The sequence below is a fragment of the Thalassotalea sp. Y01 genome (assembly GCF_012932945.1).
In the GTDB taxonomy this organism is placed as follows: domain Bacteria; phylum Pseudomonadota; class Gammaproteobacteria; order Enterobacterales; family Alteromonadaceae; genus Thalassotalea_A.
In genome coordinates, this window is sequence record NZ_JABBXG010000008.1 from 51,450 (window position 1) to 71,307 (window position 19,858).

Consider the following 19,858-nt stretch of genomic DNA (forward strand, 5'->3'; position numbering starts at 1 on the left):
AGTCTGAAAATGGCCTCTAAAATTCGTCAAAATGACGAGGTAGTAATCCTAGCTGGTAAAGATAAGGGCAAAAGTGGCAAAGTCACCAAAGTTCTAACAGCTGAAGGAAAAGTTTTCGTTGAAGGCATCAACTTAATCAAGAAACACCAAAAGCCTGTACCTCAGTTACAGCAAGCCGGTGGTATCGTTGAGAAAGAAGCTGCTATCGACGTTTCAAACGTTGCGATCAAAAACCCTGCCACTGGTAAGGCTGATCGTGTTGGTTTTAGAGTTGAAGACGGCAAAAAAGTTCGTTTCTTCAAGTCTAATAACGAATTAGTTTAATTTGGAGTAAACGATGGCGAAACTGCATGATTTTTACAAAGATACCGTTGTTACTGAACTGACCAAAGAGTTCGGATACAAAAGTGTCATGCAAGTCCCTCGAATTGAGAAGATCACATTAAACATGGGTGTTGGTGAAGCTATTTCTGATAAGAAAGTGCTAGACAACGCTACTGCTGATCTTGCTGCAATCTCGGGTCAAAAGCCTCTAGTGACTAAAGCACGCAAATCTGTTGCTGGCTTTAAGATCCGTGAAGGCTACCCAATTGGTGCAAAAGTAACTCTACGCGGCGAGCGCATGTGGGACTTCTTTGAGCGCTTAATCTCAATTTCAGTTCCTCGTATCCGTGACTTCCGTGGCTTGAACCCTAAATCGTTCGACGGCCGTGGTAATTACAGCATGGGTGTGCGTGAGCAAATCATATTTCCTGAAATCGACTACGATAAAGTAGATAAAATTCGCGGTATGGATATCACTATCACTACCACTGCGGGTTCCGATGCGGAAGGTCGTGCTTTGCTGACTGCCTTTAACTTCCCGTTTAAGAAATAAGGTGTAGAGTAATGGCTAAATCATCAATGAAAGCACGTGAAGCTAAACGTGCAAAATTAGTTGCCCAGTACGCTGAAAAGCGTCGTGCACTAAAAGATATCATCTCTAGCCCTGAGTCTACTGACGAAGAGCGTTGGGATGCAGTATTGAAACTTCAGTCTCTACCACGTGACTCGAGCAGCAGCCGTCAACGTAACCGTTGTACAGTTACTGGTCGTCCACACGGTTACTTACGTAAGTTCGGCTTAAGCCGTATCAAGTTACGTGAAGCAACCATGCGTGGTGAAGTACCTGGTCTTAAGAAAGCAAGTTGGTAAGGAGTAAGCGATTATGATGACTGATCCTATCGCGGATATGTTCACACGCATCCGTAACGGTCAATCTGCAACTAAGGTTGCGGTAACTATGCCATCTTCAAAGCTGAAAGTTGCTATTGCAAACTTGCTTAAAGAAGAAGGTTACATTAACGACTTTAACGTAATGGACGGCAAAAAGCCGGAATTATCTGTTACTTTGAAGTACTTCGAAGGTAAAGAAGTTATCGAAACGATCAAGCGTGTTTCACGTCCTGGTCTTCGTGTATACAAAGGCAGCAATGATCTTCCACAAGTTCTAGCTGGTCTTGGTATTGCGATTGTTTCAACTTCTAAAGGTCTTATGACTGACCGCGCTGCACGTAATGCAGGTTTAGGCGGTGAGATCATCGGTATCGTAGCGTAAGGAGCAAGAATATGTCTCGTGTTGCAAAAGCACCTGTGGCTGTACCTGCTGGCGTTACTGTTACGTTATCTGGTCAAGAGATCACAGTTAAAGGTCCTAAAGGCGAACTTTCTCGCTCTATCAATGCTCTTGTTGCAGTTTCTCAAGAAGAAAACTCAATCAAGACTGGTGTAGCTACAGAAAGCAAAGCTGCTTGGATGCAAGCCGGTACTGCTCGTGCACTAATCAACAGTATGGTTGTTGGTGTGAGCGAAGGCTTCGAAAAACGTCTTATTCTTAACGGTGTTGGTTACCGTGCAAAAGCTGCTGGTCAGAACTTAAACCTATCTTTAGGTTTCTCTCACCCAGTAGAGCACACTATCCCAGCAGGTGTTAAGTGTGAAACTCCTAGTCAAACTGAAATCGTACTTACGGGTGCTGATAAGCAGGTGATTGGTCAAGTTGCTGCGAACATTCGCGCTTACCGTAAGCCAGAGCCTTATAAAGGTAAAGGTATTCGTTATAGCGATGAAGTTGTTCGTCGTAAAGAAGCTAAGAAGAAGTAGGGTAATACAATGGATAAGAAAACATCTCGTTTACGTCGTGCAAAACGCACGCGCGCAAAAATCAGCGAGTTGGGTGCGAATCGCTTAGTTGTACACCGTACTCCTCGTCACATTTATGCTCAGCTAATCAGTGCTACATCTGAAGTACTTGCTTCTGCATCTACTTTAGATAAAGAAGTACGTGAGCAAGTTAAAGCTACTGGCAATAAAGACGCCGCTGCTGCTGTAGGTAAAACTATCGCAGAACGCGCTGCTGCCAAAGGCATTGAATCAGTTGCTTTCGATCGTTCGGGTTTCTTATACCACGGTCGAGTTGAAGCTCTAGCTGAAGCAGCTCGTGAAGCTGGCCTTAAATTCTAGGAGTAGATAATGGCTAATGTAGAAAACACACAACAAAGTGAATTCGCTGAAAAGCTAATCGCTGTTAACCGCGTATCAAAAGTGGTTAAAGGTGGTCGTATCTTCAGCTTCACTGCACTAACTGTCGTTGGTGACGGTAACGGCCGTGTTGGTTTTGGTTACGGTAAGGCGCGTGAAGTTCCTGCTGCAATCCAAAAAGCAATGGAAAAGGCTCGCCGTAATATCGTAAACGTAGACCTTAAAGGTACTACCTTGCAGCATGCTGTTAAAGGTAAGCACTCAGGTTCTAAAGTTTACATGCAACCTGCCGCTGAAGGTACAGGTATCATCGCCGGTGGTGCGATGCGTGCAGTACTAGAAGTTGCGGGCGTACAGAACGTATTGTCAAAAGCATACGGTTCTACTAACCCAATTAACGTTGTTCGCGCTACTATCGGCGCTCTGGCAAACATGAAATCGCCAGAGTCTGTTGCAGCTAAGCGTGGTCTAAACGTTACTGAAATACTGGGGTAATGAACAATGGCTAAGACTGTTAAAGTAACTCAAGTTAAAAGCTCAATTGGTCGTCTTCCGACGCACCGTGCGACTTTGAAAGGTTTAGGTTTACGTCGTATCAATCATACTGTAGAGTTAGAAGATACTCCATCAGTACGTGGTATGATCAACAAAGTTCATTACATGATTAAGGTGGAGGACTAAACAATGCATTTAAACACATTATCCCCTGCACCTGGTTCTAAATCAGCTAAGAAACGTGTTGGTCGTGGTATTGGTTCTGGCCTAGGTAAAACCGGTGGTCGTGGTCACAAAGGTCAGAAGTCTCGTTCTGGCGGTGGCATACGCGTAGGTTTTGAAGGTGGTCAGATGCCACTTAAGCAACGTTTGCCTAAGTTTGGTTTCACTTCTCGTAAGTCTTTAGTTCGCGCTGAAGTACGTTTACACGAATTGAATACTATGACTGCAGATGTTGTTGACATTCACGCGCTAAAAGAAGCAGGCATCATCTCTCGCAACATGGAAACTGCAAAGATCATGTTGTCTGGTGAGATTAACCGTAAGATTACGGTTCGTGGCCTAGCAGTAACTAAAGGTGCACGTGCAGCGATTGAAGCTGCCGGTGGTACAGTAGAGGAATAGTACTAAAATGGCTACACCAGGAATGGAAAATAAAGGCGCAGGCGGTTTGTCTGAGCTGAAGCAAAGATTGTTGTTCGTACTCGGCGCACTTATCGTGTTCCGTTTAGGTTCATTTGTACCAATCCCTGGTATTGACGCCGCTGTACTAGCTCAGTTGTTTGATCAACAAAAGGGCACCATTGTAGAAATGTTTAACATGTTCTCTGGTGGTGCACTTGAGCGAGCCTCTGTATTGGCTCTTGGTATTATGCCGTACATCTCAGCCTCGATTATCATGCAAATTTCGACTCACGTCGTACCGAGCATGATGGAATTGAAAAAAGAGGGTGAAGCTGGACGTCGTAAGATCAGTCAATACACTCGCTACGGCACACTGCTTCTGGCAACAGTTCAGTCAATTGCGATTGCGAAAAGTTTACCTGGTATGATGCCTGGTCTTGTGGTTAACACAGGATTTGGTTTCTACTTTACTGCGGTAGTATCTCTAGTAACCGGTACCATGTTCTTAATGTGGTTAGGTGAACAGATTACTGAGCGCGGAATTGGTAACGGTATCTCAATCTTAATTTTCGCTGGTATTGTTGCAGGCATGCCATCTGCAGTTGGTCAAACTGCTGAAATGGCGCGTCAAGGTGAACTGCACCCACTAGCATTATTGTTTATTGGTGGTATCGTTGCTGTTGTAACCTGGTTTGTGGTATTTGTAGAGCGCGGCCAACGCCGCATTGTGGTAAACTACGCCAAACGCCAACAAGGTCGTAAGGTGTTTGCCGCACAAAGCACGCATTTACCATTGAAAGTAAATATGGCGGGTGTAATCCCACCTATCTTTGCTTCAAGTATTATCTTGTTCCCTGGAACCATCGCAAGTTGGTTCGGACAAGGTACAGGCCCGGTTGCTGACTTCTTGCAAGAGATTTCTCTAGCGATGTCTCCAGGTCAACCTTTGTATGTAATGCTATATGCTGCAGCAATAATCTTTTTCTGCTTTTTCTACACGGCTCTTGTTTTCAACCCGCGTGAAACAGCAGATAATTTGAAGAAATCTGGTGCGTTTATCCCAGGCATTCGCCCTGGTGAGCAAACCTCTAGGTATATTGATAAAGTAATGACCCGCCTTACTCTGGCAGGTGCACTATACATTACTTTAATTTGTTTGGTTCCTGAGTTTATGATGATATTCATGGACGTACAATTCTACTTCGGTGGAACGTCTCTACTAATTATAGTAGTTGTTATCATGGACTTTATGGCGCAAGTACAAACTCATTTGATGTCTCATCAATATGACAGCGTACTGAAGAAAGCCAATCTTAAAGGCTATGGTCGATAAGACCAACGGAGTATAAAATGAAAGTTCGTGCATCCGTTAAAAAGATTTGCCGTAACTGTAAAGTTGTTAAACGTGCTGGTGTCGTTCGTGTAATTTGCAAGACCGACCCTAAACACAAACAACGTCAAGGTTAATTCTCGGTTAATCTTTTATTCAAGTGTCACAGGTTGTAATATAATGCAATTTGTGACACTTTATATTGCAAAAATGTTGCTGGTTGAGTATCCTTACGGGCTTTTCAACCGGTTTTCTTTTAACCCTAATTTATAGGAGATGTGTTAGTGGCCCGTATAGCTGGCATTAACATCCCTGATCGTAAGCACGCAGTAATCGCCATTACTGCAATCTACGGCATCGGCGCAACACGAGCAAAGGCAATTTGTTCAGGCGCAGGTATTGCTGAAGATACTAAGATCAGTGAACTAGACGAAGCTCAAATCGATTTGCTTCGCGCAGAAGTGGCTAAATTTACCGTAGAAGGTGATTTACGTCGTGAAATTTCAATGAACATCAAGCGTCTGATGGACCTTGGCTGTTATCGTGGTTTACGCCATCGTCGCAGTCTTCCTCTACGTGGGCAACGCACTAAAACTAATGCGCGCACTCGTAAAGGTCCTCGTAAGCCGATTAAAAAGTAGATCGAGGTAATTAGACATGGCTAAAACACCAACTCGCGCTCGTAAGCGCGTGAAAAAACAAGTTGCTGATGGCATGGCTCATATCCATGCTTCTTTCAACAACACAATCGTAACTCTTACAGATCGTCAAGGTAATGCGTTATCTTGGGCAACTGCAGGTGGTTCAGGTTTCCGTGGTTCACGTAAATCTACTCCATTCGCTGCACAGGTTGCTGCTGATCGTGCTGGTAAAGTAGCACAAGAGTTTGGTTTGAAGAATATTGAAGTGTTCGTTAAGGGTCCGGGTCCAGGTCGTGAATCTGCAATCCGTGCTTTAAATGCTGCTGGTTTTAAAATCACCAACATTACTGACGTGACACCTATTCCTCATAATGGTTGTCGTCCTCCTAAGAAACGTCGCGTTTAATTAGGATAGTTGGAGAAAGAAAATGGCAAGATATTTAGGTCCTAAGCTTAAGCTTAGCCGTCGTGAAGGTACTGACTTATTCCTTAAGTCTGGTGTTCGCGCGATCGATACTAAATGTAAAATCGAAACTATTCCTGGTCAGCACGGCGCGCGTCGCGGTCGTTTATCTGACTATGGTGTTCAGCTTCGTGAGAAGCAAAAAGTTCGTCGTATCTACGGTGTTCTTGAGAAACAGTTCCGTAATTACTATAAAGAAGCTGCTCGTCTAAAAGGTAACACAGGTGAAAACTTGTTACAGCTTTTAGAAAAGCGTTTAGACAACGTTGTTTACCGTATGGGTTATGCGTCAACTCGCGCTGAAGCTCGTCAACTAGTTAGCCACAAAGCTATCGTAGTTAACGGTCAAGTTGTTAACATTCCATCTTTCGCTGTTAAAGCAGACGATGTGATCTCAATTCGTGAAAAAGCGAAATCTCAAGCGCGTATTGTTGCTGCACTTGAAATCGCTGATCAACGTGAGAAACCAGTCTGGGTTGAAGTTGATGGTAAGAAAATGGAAGGTACGTTTAAACGTCTACCTGACCGTTCTGACCTATCAGCCGAAATCAACGAACAGTTGATTGTCGAGCTTTACTCGAAATAAAGCTGAACTTTAAGAGAGGACAATAATGCAGGGTTCTGTAACCGAATTCCTTAAGCCGAAGTTGGTAGGTATTGAAAACGTATCTGACACTCGTGCTAAGGTAACTTTAGAACCACTTGAACGTGGTTTTGGTCATACTTTAGGTAACGCACTACGTCGTATCCTTTTGTCATCTATGCCTGGTTGCGCAGTGACAGAAGTAGAAATTGACGGTGTATTGCATGAATACAGCTCTAAAGAAGGTGTTCAAGAGGACATCATCGAGATCTTGTTGAATCTAAAAGGTTTGGCGGTAGGTTTAGAAGGCAAAACTGAAGCAGTTTTAACTTTAACTAAGTCGGGTGAAGGCCCTGTTACGGCAGCTGATATCCAACACGATGGCGATGTTACTATCGCTAATCCAGAACATGTTATCTGTACTCTTACTGGTGACGGTTCTATCAGCATGCGCATTAAAGTAGAAATGGGTCGTGGTTACGTTCCAGCATCTACTCGTCGCAACGCCGAAGAGGAAGAGCGCGCAATTGGCCGCTTGCTAGTTGACGCTTCTTTCAGTCCTGTTCATAGAATTGCTTATGATGTTGATTCAGCACGTGTTGAGCAACGCACTGACTTGGATAAGCTAGTTATCGACATGGAAACTAACGGTACGTTAGATCCTGAAGAAGCTATCCGTCGTGCATCAACAATTCTTGCTGAGCAACTAGATGCATTTGTTGACTTACGTGACGTTAAAGAAGAAGAAGTTAAGGAAGAAAAACCTGCGTTTGATCCTATTCTTCTGCGTCCAGTTGACGATCTAGAATTAACAGTTCGTTCAGCTAACTGTCTAAAAGCAGAAGCGATTCAGTATATTGGTGACTTAGTACAACGTGCAGAGGTTGAGCTTCTTAAAACACCTAATTTAGGTAAGAAGTCTTTAACTGAAATCAAAGATGTTCTAGCATCTCGTGGCTTATCTCTAGGCATGCGCCTAGAAAACTGGCCACCAGCTAGCATTGCTGATAACGACTAAGTCGATCACATTAATAGTTTATAGAGAAGAAGGATTAACTTATGCGCCATCGTAAAAGCGGTCGCCAGTTAAACCGTAATAGCAGTCATCGTCAGGCGATGTTCCGCAATATGGCAAGCTCTCTAGTTAAGCACGGTACTATCAAAACTACCGTTGCTAAAGCTAAAGAATTACGTCGCGTTGTTGAGCCATTAATCACTTTGGCAAAAACTGACAGCGTTGCAAACCGTCGTTTAGCGTTTGCTCGTACACGCGATCAAGAAGTAGTAGGTCTTTTATTCAACGAACTTGGTCCTCGTTACCAAGAACGTCCAGGTGGTTACACTCGCATTCTTAAATGCGGTTTCCGTACTGGTGATAAAGCTCCTATGGCTTACATCCAGCTAGTTGATCTACCAGCAGTTGAAGAAACTGTTGAAGTAGAAGAGACTTCAGCTGAAGCATAATCAATTTATTGATTTACAAAAAAGGAACCTTCGGGTTCCTTTTTTTATATCCGGCATCCATGCCTACGCCCTTGGGACTGCTTCGCAGAGAAAAAAGCACCGACGTCCCATCATGTTATTGGATGGGATCTTTTTAAACACCAGTGTGGAGTAGATGTTTACACTCCTGAAAATCGCTCAAACCTTGACCCATCACCCAATACCCCGTATAAAAGTAGGTCGTACTTCACTTTATTGAACACAGATGTCAGAACGTAATCCAATAATCGCAGTAACCGGTTCTTCCGGTGCTGGTACCTCTACCACTTCAGAAGCCTTTGCTCATATGTTTCGTACTTTAGACATTAATCCTGCTATGGTCGAAGGTGATAGCTTTCATCGCTTTACCCGTCCAGAGATGGAGCTAGAAAAACGTAAAGCCAAAGAAGGTGGTCGGGCGGTCAGTTATTTTGGTGATATCGCCAATGACTTTAGTGCGCTGGAAAATCTGTTTCGGGATTTTGGCGAAAAAGGTGAGGGTACCATACGTCGCTATTTGCACACCTTTGATGAGGCGGTGCCATATAACCAGATGCCAGGTACGTTTACACCTTGGGAGCCGATAGGAGCAGATTCTGACTTGTTATTCTATGAAGGCCTACATGGTGGTGTCGTCACTGAGCAGAACGACGTTGCGCGTCACGTAGACCTACTTATTGGCTTGGTACCGATTGTTAACTTGGAATGGATCCAAAAAATCGTTCGTGATACCAATCAACGTGGCCATTCTCGTGAAGCGGTAAACGAAAGTATCGTCCGTTCTATGGAAGACTACTTTAGCTTTATCACCCCACAGTTTTCGCGTACCCATATTAACTTCCAACGAGTACCGACTGTTGATACCTCAAATCCGTTTTCTGCAAAAGCAATACCGACCGCGGATGAAAGTTTTGTTGTGATTCGCTTTCGTGAAAATAAGAACGTCGACTTTCCTTATTATTTGCGCATGATAGATGGCGCATTTATGTCACGTATTAATACCCTAGTGGTACCAGGCGGTAAGATGGGTTTGGCAATGGAGCTTATTTTAACGCCGCTTATCGAGCAGCTGATGGAAAAAAAGCAAGCCGCAAGTCAGCAAATGGATTGGATGCAAACCTATAAATAGTCTGCCGCTACGCATAAAAGCTATAGGTCACCGAAAATAGACCGGTTATTAACATGATTTTCTTGGTTGGCAGCTTTAATACTCTGACTAACCAAGACATGGGGATCATAATATAAGGCATTAGCCAGGCGAACACGACGAGTAATAGCACCGACAGTGGCGCAATATAAAAACCCAAGAACACCAAAAAGCCCAACATGCTCAAATATAAAGCGAACTCTGTATAGGTACCATTGATGGTCAACAGTACGCCTATGCCGAGTAACGTCACACCAATACCAATAATAGTGCTTGAAAAAAAGCAGCAGTAATAGGCTAGTTTTTGCGAGAATGGCAGTTCCGCACTGTATAAGGCTTTAAGTAGTTTGTGCTGATCAGTATTGGTGCGATTACGAATACTATGAAAATGGCCTTTGACAATCTTCTTTTTGATTTTCTTTACACTCGTAATGGCTTTACCACTGAGTTGTTTCGGTGTTTTGCCTAATTGGAATAGTTTATTACCCCTAGATGGCGCATTCAAATCCGCTAGACTGCGCAAAAATACTCTCGCTCCACCTTTTATTTTATCTGGTGCACTGGTGCTCAGTTCTATTATGCAGCGCTCAATCAACAACACTGACCAATGCCAGGAAAATAAGAAACATATAACACCAATCACTAAGAATAGGTTGTTCATTTTCTCACCAATAAATTGCTTGCTTAGAGTATGGTGTAGATTTGTAAAAAGTCTATAAAGTGTCGGACTTAGCTGATTCAGCGAATGAATAAAACAGTGCGCATGAACCTTTTGGGATTAATAGGTTAGCTTCGTTATGAATACCCCATGTAAACGGTTTGACCATCAATGTGATTAACATAAAATAAAAGGCATATAAATAGTATATGTATTATATGTTGCTTTGTGTTTACACAATTGATAATGTTTGGGTGGTTAATAATTGAACAGCTGGTGTGTTTTACGGCTTATATGCCGCAGTAAAAACGTGTTAATTCATGGTTAAAAGCTAATTAACATTGAGAATTGCAATCGGGGTTGTGAAAAATGATCAGGTATCTCGAGTAATGCAGTTATCTTCTACATAGCCCGTATTAACCCATAAACAGTAGTTCAGTTAGCGAAATATAAGTTAAATATTTCGTGTCAGGTCAAAGTCAGTCTGTTCGTGCCAAGTCATTATTGATTTGTTTTTCATAAACGTAACAAGACGAATGGTCTCGGCTACTTGAAAATTTAAGGGGATAGATACCCCCTTAAAGTGCAGTTAGTCAAATAATAACAAAAAGGTAAATCCAATGAAGAAACTGCTTTATATAATTTTAATAACGATAAACGCAATAGGGTTTCATCTCCATGCGGCAGATTATTATGTCAGCTCCTCCATAGGCAATGACAGCAATGATGGGCTGTCACCGACATCCCCATGGGCGACGTTGGATAGAGTTAGCACAGGTGCGCTTTTACCTGGAGATAACGTTTACTTTAAGGCAGGAGATACATTTATTGGACAGCTCAAACCGAGTTATTCAGGTGTTGAAGGTGCTCCTATATCTTTTGGCCGCTTCGGCGAGGGAAACAAGCCAATACTTAATGGCGCTGGTGGTGCCAAAGGTGACCATCATGCCGTGATTTACATTAATAACCAAGAATATCTTGAGTTTGACAACTTAGAAATTACCAATGACCGAAAACGATGGATTAATGGCTTTTCAAATAAAGAGGCATACGGTATCGACGTTTACAACGACGGAACTGAGATCATGCATCATTTTATATTCACCAATCTTACTATTCGAGATATATTTCCTGTGACTTTCGACAGTAGCGATTTTAACCAAATAAAATCCGCAGGCATTAACTTTAAAACGGAAAAAAATACGGTTGCAGGGCAAGAAAAACATATCCGCGACGTTACGGTCGACAATTGTTACATTACCATGACTACAAAGTTTGGCATTTGGTCTCGACACGGTGGTGGTAGTGATGGCGTTGGCAATGAGATGATTAATCGTAATATGAATTTTATCTTGACCAATAATCATACTTTTAAAACCGGAGGTAGCGGCATTACGCCTGGCAATACCTACAATGTCTTGGTTGAAAACAATTTGTTCGAATACCCGGGTGCTGACGAAAATGGTCGCATGGCAGGACGAGGCAGTGGCGCTTGGTTTTTCAACACGAGACATGTAGTTGCTCAATACAATACCTCAAAGCATGCGAGAGGCTCTGGTGATTCATATGGTATCCATATTGACCATTCCAATAAATACGTCTTGCTTCAATATAATTATAGTGAAGACAGTGAGGGGGGCTTTGCTGAAATACTGGGTAACAACGAGTACTCGACATATCGTTTTAATATTAGTGTCAATGACGGCTTTAGAGACAGTAAAGGCAACACTTTGTGGGTTTCTCAATATCCTCATGATGAGCCTAAATCGCAGCACAACTATATATACAATAATTCTGTGTACATAGATAAAACATTAAACGGCACATCGCTTACTACGGGGATTGATATTGACGGCGTGAACACCTACGTTTTCAACAATGCTTTTTATGTTGCTACCGGCGCCAGTATGGGGCAAAAATTACTGTCAATAAATGATGGTGCGAATCTAGATGTCGACAACAACCTATACTTTGGTGCGGTTGCTAATGGGTTTACTGGTATCGATAGTAGCGCAATATTTAACAATCCGCAGTATATAGACAATGGCCTATTGGAGCCTATAGCCTATAAACTAGAATCAACTAGCCCGGCAATTGGCACTGCTCGTGCGGTTACAGAGCCCCCATTCCCAAAGGCTGGTCAGGGTATTTTTTCACATATCAGTGCCAACGCAACTAGTGACTTTTTTGGTAATCCAGTCAACTTAGCGTCATCTGGTGGCAATATCGGAGCGTACAATGGCATAGGTATTGGACCAACCGTATACGAAGCTGAAGATGCAACTTTAATAGGCTCTGTAAAATTGAATCAGTGCGTTAATTATTCTGGTAGCTCGGCTGTTAAATCGATTAATAACAGTAAAAAGGTTGCCTTTGAAAACGTTTATGCCGATCTTGCTGGCTATTATACGTTAACGATTTCAACTCAAAGTAAAACTGATGCAAGTGTATCGTACCAAGTTAACAGTGGTATTGTACAAACCTTGGCAACTACAGGATCTGGTTTGTTTTGTTTTGAAGGTGGACAGCCAACTGATGTTAAGGCGGTGGTTTATCTAGAGGCTGGAGTGAACAGCATTATTATTTCAGATTCCGCACCACTTGATAGGATCACCATAGATCCAGACGTATCTGTTGACTATGAGTCGGAAAATGCGGTTCTTAATGGAACGGCCAATGCCACGTCATGTGTGTTGGCGTCTAATGGTCAAATAGTCAAAAATATTGGTAATAATGCCAATAATTCGGTGCTATTTGATAGCATAAATGTGCCCACCGCGGGTCAATACAAGATAGATGTCTATTACTATGCAACCTCGACAAGGGATATGGGCGTTAGTGTAAATGGCGGGGCAATTCAGCTGTATTCTATAAATGCATCGGGTAATTGGTGTTACCAAGGTGGTAGCCCAGGAAGAGCCCAAATTAGCGTTCAGTTAGATGCTGGTGTTAATAATATTCAACTTTCTCACCTAACAGTGTTAGATAAACTTACTGTAAATTGGTAAATATCATATGAGTGAGACGCGGTAGTCTCACTCTATTTATTCGATAGTCTTATCTATGCTTGCTCAATCACAAAATCGTGGCTGATGTTGACTGCTTTATTTAGCATTAATGCCACAGAGCAATACTTGTCTGCCGATAACGCAACCGCGCGCTCAACATGCTTTTCTGCGACATCGTTTCCCGTGATAACAAAATGTAGATGGATATCGGTAAATAAGCGCGGTACAGAATCTGCACGTTTGGCTTCAATCTCAACTACACAATCACGAACGTTTTGACGCGCTTTTTGTAGAATGCTAACCACATCTACGGAAGAACAGCCACCTAGAGACAATAAAACATTTTCTAATGGACTAACCGCATTGTTACCGCCATTGGCGTCCATTAACATGCTATGACCGCTTTCTGACGTGCCCATAAACATTTCGTCGCCAACCCATTTCACTTGTGCTTTCATGTTGAATCCTTAATTTATTTAACGGCGCTATTTTACCTAACTAATTTGTATTAACCAAGGCGCTAAATGCGATTGTTTGTGTATGAAAAGTGTGCAAAATTCACCTAAAAAATAACATTGGATAACAGATTTAACATTCGATTAAAGATATTATCAGCGCGTTAATGGCAACTGGTGATTTTACTATGCTCTATTTTTTGCTCGCAGTAGGTTTGCTTATCGCCGGCTATTTTATCTACGGTAGCTTTGTAGAAAAAGTATTCGGTATCAATCACAATCGTCAAACCCCAGCACATACCCATACCGATGGGGTTGATTATGTGCCAATGTCGAAATCCAAAGTTTATCTGATTCAATTACTTAATATCGCCGGTGTGGGGCCAATTTTTGGTCCAATTTTAGGTGCCTTATATGGTCCAGCGGCAATGCTTTGGATTGTCATTGGTTGTATTTTTGCCGGTGCTGTTCACGACTACTTTTCTGGTATGATTTCCGTTAGGAATGATGGTCAGTCGGTACCCAACCTTGCTGGTAAATATTTAGGTAAAGGTGCCAAGCACTTTATGAATGTGTTTGCCGTGATCTTATTACTGCTCGTTGGTGTGGTATTTATCTCAGCACCAGCAGGCTTGTTAAACAAACTAACCGGCGTTGATGTTGCTGTCTTCTTAGCGATTATTTTTGTTTATTACCTCATTGCAACTTTACTGCCCGTGGACAAGTTAATCGGCCGCTTTTACCCGTTTTTCGGTGCCATGTTGGTGTTTATGTCCGTCGGTTTAACTTTAGCCTTGGTGTTTTCATCAGATTATTCGATGCTACCAGGGGTTACCGGTGCTGATTTCTTTAGCAATTTGAACCCTAATGATATGCCACTGTGGCCTGCATTATTTATCACTATCGCTTGTGGCGCAGTGTCTGGTTTTCATGCAACACAATCACCGCTGATGGCTCGCTGCGTTGAAAATGAACAGAATGGTCGTTTCGTGTTTTATGGCGCGATGATAGGTGAAGGTATTATTGCCCTTATCTGGTGTGCGTTAGCCTTGTCTTTCTTTGGTGGCGTTGATGCCTTAAACAGTGCCATGAATGGCAACCCTGCTAATGTCGTATACGACGTATCGAATGGTTTGCTTGGTGCTGTTGGTGGTTTTATGGCTATTTTGGGTGTTATCGTACTACCCATTACCTCAGGCGATACAGCGTTTCGTTCAGCACGACTGATTTTAAGTGAATTTTTTGATATGCCACAGCAAAAGATCAGTAAACGCCTTTTGCTGGCCCTACCGTTATTCGCTATTGGCGCTGCTTTAACGCAAATAGATTTCGGTATTATCTGGCGTTATTTCGGTGTCGCTAATCAGGCGACAGCAGCGCTTATGTTGTGGACTGCAGCAGCGTACCTACTGAGACAACAGAAGTTGCATTGGATTTGTACGCTACCAGCAATGTTTATGACAACAGTGGTCTTTGCATTCTTATTAAGTTCAACCACATTAGGCTTTGGGTTACCTATCCAAATGTCGACCATTGCTGCATCGCTCGCGACCTTAGTGATCACCGTTATGGTATTACAACTGGGTAAAAAGCCAATACCTGTATTAGAACGACTATAGGCATTGATGTCTGATAAACATAAAAAAGGCACCTTTAAGGTGCCTTTTTGTTTACTGTGTCTTACGCGTATAAGTAGCTGTTTAAGCCTTTGTTCAAAGAAAGCTTAGTTAATTGCCGTTGTTGGTGCTTTCAAAAATTTTGTCAGCGGATGCGGCAACAAAACCCGTGTAAATTTGGCCATTTAACTTAGGGTAGCGTTTAGCAAACTCATAAAAGCAGCTTGGGATTTCCACCATACCTTCTTTAAAGCGCACCTGAGCTTTATCGGCCATAGTCGATGATTGCTCAAGCATTACCGTTTCATCACCTTTAATTTCACCACCAATGTTATTTAAGCGGAAGCCACCATCTTTAATGGCTTGGTTGACTTCTTTTATACAATTAAAGTCGTTTAAGTGATTAATGCTGACGGTAAAATGATTGGCTCTAAAGCCCCAAGCCGATAACCAAGCGGCATATTCGCTTTCTTTCGCTAACAGTTGATATTCGTCGTGACTAATATCCCAAATACGACCGGCATAAAGGATGTTGGCATCATCCATAAGCTTGTGATCAATATCTGCAACAATGCGATTAATAATGATTTGTGCTTCAGGTGATAACTTCTCGACTAATAACTCACTGATAAACACCTTAGGTAAAGTGCTATCTGCGTGTTCAAAATGTTTGGCATAAAGCTTTTTTGCTTCGAAGTGGTATTCGCCGCATTCTTTATAACCGAGCTCCATTAAATGGTGAGCTAGGGTGTCTAAGTTGACCTTAGATAAGTTAAAGGTACGGTAGGCGACATGGTCATTAATGACTTCTTTACCATTGGCTAATAACGCGTGCACGCGTTCAGCTGATGGTGTCACTTCGACGTATTGGTTCCAAATTTTTTCGAATAATTGTTTGACGTTGGTGCTCATAGTCTCCCCCAAATAGTCAAAATATATATAGGCAATAAAACAAATTTGGCGAAGATGCTCAGGCGAGTTAATACAAATTAACAGGCGAAGGTGAGCTCCTTCGCCTGTTAAATTAAAGGTTATCGACGGCTTTAAAAAAGCCGGGTCTGATACTAGCTACTTGGAGCTGGTAACTCAGTCGCATTAGATGCTTAAACCTGGGCTTAAGTTTTCAGGCAAACTGACTTTTTCAGCTTCAACAGACGCTACTGGGAATGCACAGTAGTCAGCGGCATAGTATGCGCTCGCTCTGTGATTACCACTATCACCAATACCGCCAAATGGCGCGGCGCTGCTGGCACCGGTAATTGGTTTGTTCCAGTTAACAATACCGGCACGAATGCGTTTGAAAAAGTGCTGGTAAGTAGCTTCACTGTCACTAAGTAGGCCCGCAGACAAACCAAAACTGGTGTTGTTTGCTTCGTTGATGGCAAGATCAAGGTCATCGAAGCGATAGACTTTCAATAGAGGACCAAAGTGCTCTTCATCAGGCAGTTTATCGATATTACTGACATTAATAATACCAGGCGTGACAAAACCTTGTTCGACGTTTGGTTGGCTAAGTTCAACTAACACTTCACCACCAAGTTCAACGATTTTTTGTTGTGCTGCAACCATACCTGACGCGGCACGGCTACTGATCATTGAGCCAATAAACGGTTGTTCAGCATCATCGTAATGACCAATCTTAATCGCTTTTGTCGCAGCAATTAGTTTGTTCAAGATGGCGTCACCATTGGCATTGTTTTTAATAAACAAGCGACGAGCACATGTACAACGCTGACCGGTAGAAATAAATGCTGACTGGACAATATCATGAACAGCAGCATCAACATCGGCCACATCACTGACGATAAGTGGGTTATTACCACCCATCTCTAGGGCTAATATTTTACCTGGCTGACCGGCAAATTGTTCGTGCAATAGCTTACCTGTGGTTGAGCTACCGGTGAAAAACAAACCATCAATACCCGAATGTGAAGCCAAGGCTTTACCGGTTTCTACTTCACCTTGAACCATGTTAATAACACCTTCAGGTAAACCGGCTTGTTGCCATAGTTTCATGGTCAATTCGGCAACCATCGGCGTTAATTCAGACGGTTTGAATACCACGGTATTACCAGCAATGAGTGCTGGCACGATATGACCGTTTGGCAAATGACCAGGAAAATTATATGGACCAAATACTGCAACCACACCATGTGGCTTATGGCGAATAAAGGCTTTGGCACCTGGCATTGGGTTTTCAACCGTACCTGTTCGGTCTTCATAGGCCTTAATCGAAATATTGATTTTACCAACCATAGCACCAGCTTCAGTACGGGTTTCCCATAATGGTTTACCGGTTTCTTGGGCGATGGCGATTGCAATATCTTCTTTATTGTCAGTAAGCACTTGTGCAAAACGAGTCACTAACTCAAGACGTTCTGCAACACTTAGAAAACCCCAAGTTTCAAACGCGCGTCTGGCGCTTGCAATAGCGTCATTCACCTGATCTGGCGTCGCGGTTTGACCTTGCCAGATAACGTCGTTAATCGCAGGGTTTAGTGATTGCATGTCAGTACCTTGACCGGCAAGCCACTGATTATTTATAAATTGAACCTTATGTGTCATAACTTCTCCACATTATGCTTTGGCAAGACGCACTGTATCACCGGCTTCAATTTGCAATGCTTTTGCAACATCAGCGGTCATTGTGGCAATACGAGTGTCTTTATTAATGTTGATACTTTGGTAAACGGCACGGAAATCGCGAACATCTTGGTTGATTATGATTCGACGTTCGCCATCAATAACATCGCCAATGGCAACTTGATATTGCGCTGAGTTACGTACCGTTTTGATGTTTTCCAGCTCGCATTCAACGGTAGGGCCGGCATCAAAGATATCTACGTAACCACGACTTACAAAACCTTCACTATTAAGGAGACGCAACGCTGGTACGGTATCTTCATGTACTTTACCAATAACTTGTTGGGCTTCTTTACTTAACAAGTTGACGTAGATAGGGTACTTAGGCATTAATTCTGCAATGAACGATTTTTTACCTATACCGGTTAAATAATCGGCGGTCGGAAAGTCCATAGAGAAAAAGTGCTCTTCCAGCCATTGCCAAAATGGTGAATCGCCGTTTTCATCAGAAACACCACGCATTTCAGCGATCACTGTATTATTAAAACGCGCTTTATGTTCCGCCATAAATAAGAAACGGAATTTCGATAAAAAGCGGCCGTTATTGTTGGCGCGATAATCGTTGCGTAAAAATAAGGTACACAGTTCAGTTGTGCCGGTATAATCGTTATTCAGCGCCAGAATTTCAACATTGTTGTATATGTTTAATTCTCTTGATGAGTGCACGACTTTGCCAACATGATAGTGATAAAACGCATCATTTAGGCCAACCGCTGCTTCGATACCACTGGTACCAACAACTTCACCGGTTTCACTGTCTTCCATAACGAATAAATAGCTTTCACTGCCATCAAAATTAGTTTCTTTATGAAATGACAGATTGGCACCATTAATACGGTTTAGCAGCAGCCCTTCATTAACAGGCAAACTGGTAAATCCATGCCCAGATTCTACAGCGATTTGATGTAAGGCATCATAATCACTGCTACGAATTGGTCTGATAATAATCATAGTTGCGTCCTGGCTCGTTGATTAACCGTTTACGATGGCATCTACCGCCTTTTCAAAACGGTTCATACCTTCCAGAATATCTGCATCAGGAATAACCAATGATGGCGTGAAACGAATAATGCTAGCACCGGCAACCAGTGTCATTAAACCGTGTTTCATAGCCGCATTCAAAAAGTCTTTACTGCGACCTTGGTAGTCATCGTTTAGCACCGCACCGATAAGTAAACCTTTACCACGGATTTCTTTGAACACGTTGTATTTTTCATTCACTGCCGCAAGAGCTTGCTTGAACATCGCTTCTTTGGCTTTAACGCCTTGCAATGTTGCAGGGTCATTTACTGTGTCAAATGCCGCTTCGGCAACCGCACATGCCAATGGGTTACCACCGTATGTACTACCGTGGGTACCAATTTTAAGATGCTTAGCAATGTCGTTAGTCGTTAGCATGGCACCCACTGGGAAACCACCACCTAAAGCTTTCGCCGTCGTCATAATGTCCGGTGTAACACCTAAACCCATGTAGGCGTACAATTCACCGGTACGGCCAACACCTGTTTGCACTTCATCAAAAATAAGTAGCGCGTTGTGTTTGTCACATAATGCACGAACACCTTCAGCAAATTCTTGTGTTGGTGATACGATTCCGCCTTCGCCTTGAAGTGGCTCCATTACAACGGCACAGGTGTTATCACTGATTAACGCTTCAAGTGATTCTAGGTTGTTGTATTCAGCGTGTTCGATATCACCTGGTTTAGGACCGAAACCATCTGAATAGGCTTCTTGACCACCAACAGTTACGGTGAAGAACGTACGACCGTGGAAACCTTGTTTGAAAGAGATTATCTGTGATTTGTGTTCACCGTATACATCTAATGCCCAACGACGCGCCAGTTTAAATGCCGCTTCGTTTGATTCAGCACCTGAGTTGGCAAAGTAAACTTTTTCAGCAAAGGTGTTATCAACCAATTTTTTAGCTAGGCGCAAGGCCGGCTCATTGGTCATCACGTTCGATAAATGCCAAAGCTTTTCGCCTTGAGTTTTTAGGGCTTCGACTAGAGCTGGGTGACAGTGACCCAAGCAGCTAACCGCGATACCACCAGCAAAATCGATCAGTTCGTTGTTGTTCTGGTCCCAAACACGTGAACCTTTACCACGTACAGGAATAACAGCAGAAGGTGAATAGTTAGGCACCATCACGTGATCAAATAATTCGCGATTTACTGAAAATTGCTCAGTCATATT

At 42.7% G+C, this 19,858-nt stretch carries 25 protein-coding genes; 19 read left to right on the forward strand and 6 right to left on the reverse strand.

The features are described from left to right. The first annotated feature begins 9 nt into the window (after positions 1-9). From rplX to HII16_RS12425, 17 genes are all read left to right on the forward strand, one after another. Positions 10-324, forward strand: a complete 315-nt coding sequence (gene rplX, locus HII16_RS12345) for a 50S ribosomal protein L24 (RefSeq protein WP_135438201.1) — start codon at positions 10-12, stop codon at positions 322-324. Positions 325-337: 13 nt separating this feature from the next. After that, positions 338-877 (forward strand): 50S ribosomal protein L5, encoded by a 540-nt coding sequence (rplE, locus tag HII16_RS12350; protein WP_169130523.1) that lies wholly within the window; start codon positions 338-340, stop codon positions 875-877. A gap of 11 nt (positions 878-888) precedes the next feature. Beyond that, positions 889-1,194 carry a 30S ribosomal protein S14 gene (gene rpsN, locus HII16_RS12355; RefSeq protein WP_135438199.1) on the forward strand — a complete coding sequence of 102 codons (306 nt, stop codon included), beginning with the start codon at positions 889-891 and terminating at the stop codon, positions 1,192-1,194. A gap of 10 nt (positions 1,195-1,204) precedes the next feature. After that, entirely contained in the window at positions 1,205-1,597 is a 393-nt protein-coding gene (rpsH, locus tag HII16_RS12360; protein ID WP_135438198.1) for a 30S ribosomal protein S8, read from the forward strand. 11 nt (positions 1,598-1,608) lie between these two features. Then, positions 1,609-2,142, forward strand: coding sequence for a 50S ribosomal protein L6 (rplF, locus tag HII16_RS12365; protein WP_169130525.1), 534 nt, complete (start codon positions 1,609-1,611; stop codon positions 2,140-2,142). Positions 2,143-2,151: 9 nt separating this feature from the next. Next, positions 2,152-2,502, forward strand: a complete 351-nt coding sequence (gene rplR, locus HII16_RS12370) for a 50S ribosomal protein L18 (RefSeq protein WP_135438196.1) — start codon at positions 2,152-2,154, stop codon at positions 2,500-2,502. A 9-nt stretch (positions 2,503-2,511) separates the two neighbouring features. Continuing rightward, entirely contained in the window at positions 2,512-3,015 is a 504-nt protein-coding gene (gene rpsE, locus HII16_RS12375) for a 30S ribosomal protein S5 (RefSeq protein ID WP_135438195.1), read from the forward strand. Between the two features lie 6 nt (positions 3,016-3,021). Next, positions 3,022-3,201, forward strand: coding sequence for a 50S ribosomal protein L30 (gene rpmD / locus HII16_RS12380; RefSeq protein ID WP_135438194.1), 180 nt, complete (start codon positions 3,022-3,024; stop codon positions 3,199-3,201). Positions 3,202-3,204: 3 nt separating this feature from the next. Then, the gene (gene rplO / locus HII16_RS12385) at positions 3,205-3,639 is read left to right on the forward strand and encodes a 50S ribosomal protein L15 (protein ID WP_135438193.1); all 435 of its coding nucleotides are present in this window, start codon (positions 3,205-3,207) and stop codon (positions 3,637-3,639) included. A gap of 7 nt (positions 3,640-3,646) precedes the next feature. After that, a complete protein-coding gene (gene secY / locus HII16_RS12390) occupies positions 3,647-4,972 on the forward strand; it encodes a preprotein translocase subunit SecY (RefSeq protein ID WP_135438192.1) in 1,326 nt (441 codons plus the stop codon). Positions 4,973-4,989: 17 nt separating this feature from the next. Further along, the gene (gene rpmJ, locus HII16_RS12395; protein ID WP_074496180.1) at positions 4,990-5,106 is read left to right on the forward strand and encodes a 50S ribosomal protein L36; all 117 of its coding nucleotides are present in this window, start codon (positions 4,990-4,992) and stop codon (positions 5,104-5,106) included. A gap of 147 nt (positions 5,107-5,253) precedes the next feature. Beyond that, a complete protein-coding gene (gene rpsM, locus HII16_RS12400; protein ID WP_135438191.1) occupies positions 5,254-5,610 on the forward strand; it encodes a 30S ribosomal protein S13 in 357 nt (118 codons plus the stop codon). A 16-nt stretch (positions 5,611-5,626) separates the two neighbouring features. Then, positions 5,627-6,016, forward strand: coding sequence for a 30S ribosomal protein S11 (gene rpsK / locus HII16_RS12405; RefSeq protein WP_135438190.1), 390 nt, complete (start codon positions 5,627-5,629; stop codon positions 6,014-6,016). A 22-nt stretch (positions 6,017-6,038) separates the two neighbouring features. Further along, positions 6,039-6,659 (forward strand): 30S ribosomal protein S4, encoded by a 621-nt coding sequence (rpsD, locus tag HII16_RS12410; RefSeq protein ID WP_135438189.1) that lies wholly within the window; start codon positions 6,039-6,041, stop codon positions 6,657-6,659. Between the two features lie 25 nt (positions 6,660-6,684). After that, positions 6,685-7,674, forward strand: a complete 990-nt coding sequence (rpoA, locus tag HII16_RS12415) for a DNA-directed RNA polymerase subunit alpha (protein ID WP_135438188.1) — start codon at positions 6,685-6,687, stop codon at positions 7,672-7,674. Positions 7,675-7,715: 41 nt separating this feature from the next. Beyond that, positions 7,716-8,120 (forward strand): 50S ribosomal protein L17, encoded by a 405-nt coding sequence (gene rplQ / locus HII16_RS12420; protein WP_135438187.1) that lies wholly within the window; start codon positions 7,716-7,718, stop codon positions 8,118-8,120. 244 nt (positions 8,121-8,364) lie between these two features. Beyond that, positions 8,365-9,267, forward strand: coding sequence for a phosphoribulokinase (locus tag HII16_RS12425; RefSeq protein WP_169130527.1), 903 nt, complete (start codon positions 8,365-8,367; stop codon positions 9,265-9,267). A gap of 7 nt (positions 9,268-9,274) precedes the next feature. On the opposite strand, the gene HII16_RS12430 is transcribed toward HII16_RS12425, so the two are convergent. Continuing rightward, a complete protein-coding gene (locus HII16_RS12430) occupies positions 9,275-9,946 on the reverse strand; it encodes a hypothetical protein (protein ID WP_169130529.1) in 672 nt (223 codons plus the stop codon). 617 nt (positions 9,947-10,563) lie between these two features. Between HII16_RS12430 and HII16_RS12435 the strand changes: the two genes are divergently transcribed. Next, positions 10,564-12,951 (forward strand): CBM35 domain-containing protein, encoded by a 2,388-nt coding sequence (locus HII16_RS12435; protein ID WP_169130531.1) that lies wholly within the window; start codon positions 10,564-10,566, stop codon positions 12,949-12,951. 53 nt (positions 12,952-13,004) lie between these two features. Here the strand turns inward: HII16_RS12435 and HII16_RS12440 are convergent, their stop codons facing one another. Next, positions 13,005-13,409: an OsmC family protein gene (locus HII16_RS12440; RefSeq protein WP_169130533.1), complete on the reverse strand. Its 405-nt coding sequence runs from the start codon at positions 13,407-13,409 to the stop codon at positions 13,005-13,007. Between the two features lie 185 nt (positions 13,410-13,594). Here HII16_RS12440 and HII16_RS12445 point away from each other — a divergent pair, with 185 nt between their 5' ends. Beyond that, positions 13,595-15,025, forward strand: a complete 1,431-nt coding sequence (locus HII16_RS12445; protein WP_169130535.1) for a carbon starvation protein A — start codon at positions 13,595-13,597, stop codon at positions 15,023-15,025. A gap of 108 nt (positions 15,026-15,133) precedes the next feature. Here the strand turns inward: HII16_RS12445 and HII16_RS12450 are convergent, their stop codons facing one another. The 4 genes from HII16_RS12450 to HII16_RS12465 all read right to left on the reverse strand — a co-directional run bounded on the left by HII16_RS12450 (position 15,134) and on the right by HII16_RS12465 (position 19,855). Continuing rightward, the gene (locus HII16_RS12450) at positions 15,134-15,934 is read right to left on the reverse strand and encodes a DUF1338 domain-containing protein (RefSeq protein ID WP_169130537.1); all 801 of its coding nucleotides are present in this window, start codon (positions 15,932-15,934) and stop codon (positions 15,134-15,136) included. Between the two features lie 183 nt (positions 15,935-16,117). Continuing rightward, positions 16,118-17,587: a succinylglutamate-semialdehyde dehydrogenase gene (gene astD / locus HII16_RS12455; RefSeq protein ID WP_169130539.1), complete on the reverse strand. Its 1,470-nt coding sequence runs from the start codon at positions 17,585-17,587 to the stop codon at positions 16,118-16,120. A gap of 12 nt (positions 17,588-17,599) precedes the next feature. Continuing rightward, positions 17,600-18,616, reverse strand: a complete 1,017-nt coding sequence (astA, locus tag HII16_RS12460; RefSeq protein ID WP_169130541.1) for an arginine N-succinyltransferase — start codon at positions 18,614-18,616, stop codon at positions 17,600-17,602. 21 nt (positions 18,617-18,637) lie between these two features. Further along, complete coding sequence (locus HII16_RS12465) at positions 18,638-19,855, reverse strand: aspartate aminotransferase family protein (RefSeq protein WP_169130543.1); 1,218 nt, start codon at positions 19,853-19,855, stop codon at positions 18,638-18,640. Between the last annotated feature and the right edge of the window lie 3 nt (positions 19,856-19,858).